Origin of the sequence: Endozoicomonas sp. SESOKO2 (assembly GCF_024606245.1) — a bacterium.
Taxonomy (GTDB): domain Bacteria; phylum Pseudomonadota; class Gammaproteobacteria; order Pseudomonadales; family Endozoicomonadaceae; genus Endozoicomonas_A.
The window spans coordinates 1-3,662 of record NZ_JAHHPQ010000757.1 but is presented as its reverse complement, the minus strand read 5'-3'; the positions used below and the strand labels follow the sequence as shown (position 1 = coordinate 3,662).

Sequence of the window (3,662 nt, the reverse complement as noted above, 5' to 3'; positions counted from 1 at the left end):
ACTCCGGGGGCCATCCTGGTAGCTGGCGGCGTGGCCTGTTTGTACCTTCATTGCATTCATGAATAGCAGCGTTAAAAAGAGAAATCTTAACAGTCTTCTGTGACAAACAAGCATAGAGTTGACATAGATCCCATTTGATAATTATTAATTTGTTAATCAGAGTTGACCTGTTAAACAACCGTTTTTATTTGTATTGATTGAATGAATTGTTCTGATTCCTATGGAGCCTGAGGAAAAATAGCAGTGGGTTCAGGATGTGGCAAGAATGGCTCTGTAGGTAATAGGCATAACAGTCAACGGGGTTTCTGTTGTAGTCAAAAATAGATGGAAAAGTTTACGATGGGACTTCTATTTCATTGGCTGTAAAGTTTTGGTACGGAATCCCGCAGCGCTGTTTCGTTGAAACCTCATTTTTCTGGTTAGAAAACTGCCGCTATTTATGGAAAAATACTGAGCGTAAACTGAACACAAGTCTTCAATTTACGCATTTGGGCTTCTTGTTACTCTTACTGAGTCAATTATGGACAACGTCTTAACGGCTTAGTATTTTTTTTTGTTTTAAAAGATGCTTCATATGGAAATCTGCATTATGTTTCTCTCCCAGAAGGCGGGCGGAATTGGCTGAGATCGAGTGAAAAAAGGCCAACCAGACAGAAAGATCTCTGTCGTACTGTTTGAATGCGGTGCTCATGGCCTCCCGATTATCATCGTACATAACCGTTAGATCGGCGGTTGCCAGAAGTGTAAAAAAGGCTGTTTTCATTTGTTCATTTTTTTCAATCTTCTCAGCCATTACTGTATCCCAGAACAGGTTGCGTTCGTTGTCACAGCTTTCATCGAGGGTCTCGTAAGCCCATAAATAATAGTGAATCAAGGCTGATTTTGTGCGATGTTTCTTCAACAGAGCATTACTTATAGCCCCATAGTTCGGATGAGATTCCAGTTGGGGCAGATTGTAAATGAATTCGTCAAAGCCGGTTTGAGTTTGTGGTGTTTCCTGCAGCGCTTCAAACGACGTTATGAAGTCACTCCGGCTTAGCTCATAGCTTGTAATATTCTCTGATAATTGATCAATATCAGAGGCTCTTACCTCGGATGATATATCAAGTACTTCGGGTTTACCTATTATAAAAGCTTTGACAAGGCTTAAATATTTCTTGATGTTTTCTGGTCTGCCACTACTTTTGATTTCACTGTCCAGGAAAATACCATATTGTTCTGGTCTTTCTTTAATGCTTAGCTTTCTTATTTCCTCAAGTGGTTTCAGAAGTATTCTCTCAATACTATCTGGGTTATTTATTTTGGGGAATAACTCTTTTTCAGCTTCAGAGCCATCATTGCTGAACACAAACTGGATGTGGTAGTTTGTATTGGCAAGTAAAAAATATTTTGTGAGTATTGTCGGCCAGCCAGCCTGTGGGATATGCAGAAGGTTAAACCGTTCATTAGTAAAGATTCTGATGGCTGCTTCAGCCGCAAAACGTACTCCACACATAGAGCTCGCTATCAACCCGGGTAAAATTTCCGTAATAATCTTACCCGCTTCAATAAATAACTTTTCCTCCGGTTTTTTGGTCGATACGTATTGAATAACAGGCTTATAGATTGAGTCTTTTTGTTGGGGGGCTGATGTTTCGTCCTGATAATACTGATAGTGATTTGCTAGCCGCATAAACACCAGTGATTCCAGATAACCGCCATAATGGAAGCCAGTTATACGTGCTTTCATGAAATGTTCATAAGCACTCTCCAGAAAACTTTTGCGATCGGTTAATACTATCCGCCGGGAGTCAGAACTTATTTCCGCCTCAAGAAGCGTCAATCCAGCCAGGCAATTAATCCAGCCTGTCATCTGTAATGATTCATCATCTAATTTATTTTCATATTGCTTTAACTGCTGCATTAATTTCTGGTAGCCAACTTTTCTGGCTTGCTGAATAGCAAGAATAAAGATACCTTCGTCTCCATCTTTGAATTTTTTCAAGCTGGCACTGTCAAAGAAAGCAGAGTCGATGTCCTTTGGTATTAAATGACTATCATCCGTCTCGACTGGCATATGCCATATATGCTTTTCAAACCAATTGCGTTTTTTTTGCCAATCTTCTGAATGGCTCTGGAGTGTTTTTGCCTTTTCCGGATTTTCACCGATTCGCCTGATCGTGTACTCGTGAATCAGAAAAAAGACGTTGTACCATTGTGACTCATCCTTGGTAGCCAGTTCAGGAAACAAGCTAATTAACTTTGTTAGAAATTGTAAGTCATGGCCAAAATGATGGACGGTCAAACTGGCTTGGTCATTGAGGGGAAGGGCTTTAAGATGAGGAAAAACGGGCTTTTCTTCTGGTGATACATCAAGCAGATGAAAAGCAAGTTTTATGATATCTGCCAAAGCCCGATTCTCAGGATCAATATCCTTAGTGAGTTGCTCCTTTTTTTCTTTGAGGAATATGGCATTCAATGAACTTGGTGCAATAAAGTCCTGTAGAGAAAAACGCATGATAATTGGAGATAGATCCAGACTATAAAATTTAAGTAAGTCCATTCGACCCGTTGCAAGGCTCAGTACCAATCTTAATTTTACTTCTGCTTGCGTTTCTGCTGTATTGCCCCCTTTGACTTTCACTTCCTCTTCCTTTATCGCTTCCAATGACTCTCTTGCTTCCACTTTTTCGAATTTTTCTGCAACTGTTTTTGCTTTCGCTAACGCGATCGATGCCGTGTTTAATTCATCTACCGCTTTCGCATGCTCTTGTGTTTGCACACGAATTTCTGCTATTACTTGCTTTGCCTTTTGCGCTTTCACTGACGCAGTTTCCACTGCCGCTAGCACTGCTGCTATCGCTTCTGCGTGTTCATGCTGTTCGTATGGCAGATATAGGGGATTTATAAAAGTCTCGTCTATTCGAGCTAAAATAAGATCAACTGCACCATCAGAGCCTTTCGCCGGAAGTTGCTCCAAAAACTCTCTGAGTAGACGTATGGAAGGTGTTACTCTGCCTGGAATTTTGCTTTGTGGATTTTTTAGGTAGGTGTCTGCTTCAAACGCTAGTTTCAGTTCGAAAGGCTTGGGAATCAGCAATAGCCACTTTAGTAACACTCCGGTCAGAACCGCTGAATGCGACTCCGACTCTAATAAAATCTCAATAGACTGTGACACTCCGGAGAATGCAGAGGCACAGGCTGATAATGTTACCAGAAGCTCTCCTTTCGTGGCATATTCAAAAAACAGCAAGAGCATTCTGGCATAAGGGAAGTAGAAGTTTTCAGAATGCAAAATGGTCTCTTTTATCTTTTTGGCATTGAACATGACTTGCGGGCTAAACGACAACTCAATAGTTTTGTCATCATCTGACATTTTGGCCCTCATCATGGCCAGTGCCTTGAGAAAGTAGTAATAGCCCAGTCCCAGCTCGTTTGTTGGGTTTTTATTTTTTACTACAGCTTTTTTGAATGCCGAGATCTGTTTTTCTACCTGTTGTAAAAATTTTTCCGGATTTGCCTGAATTAATCTGACTTCCTTAATAATGTTGTTATCCAGTTGAAATAAATGTTGGGCATGTATTATTTTATTGAATACCTCATTTGATACTCTGATGCCCGGCTTCAAGTCTTTTGGTTGTCTGGCTGCGTTTACGGTTCTTTTTGCTTTTTCAGGATTTGCA

General features: G+C 40.6%; 1 protein-coding gene and 1 pseudogene. One reads left to right on the top strand and one right to left on the bottom strand.

Annotation, left to right across the window (positions count from 1 at the left end; translation table 11 throughout):
- Window positions 1-380 precede the first annotated feature (380 nt).
- Window positions 381-536 (top strand): annotated as a pseudogene (locus KDK17_RS18000) (IS5/IS1182 family transposase); the annotation flags it as partial.
- Here KDK17_RS18000 and KDK17_RS17995 read toward each other — a convergent pair.
- Window positions 533-3,662: hypothetical protein (locus KDK17_RS17995; protein WP_257288714.1), on the bottom strand; the 3,130-nt coding region annotated here is incomplete at its 5' end. The pseudogene KDK17_RS18000 and the gene KDK17_RS17995 sit on opposite strands and share 4 nt — an antisense overlap.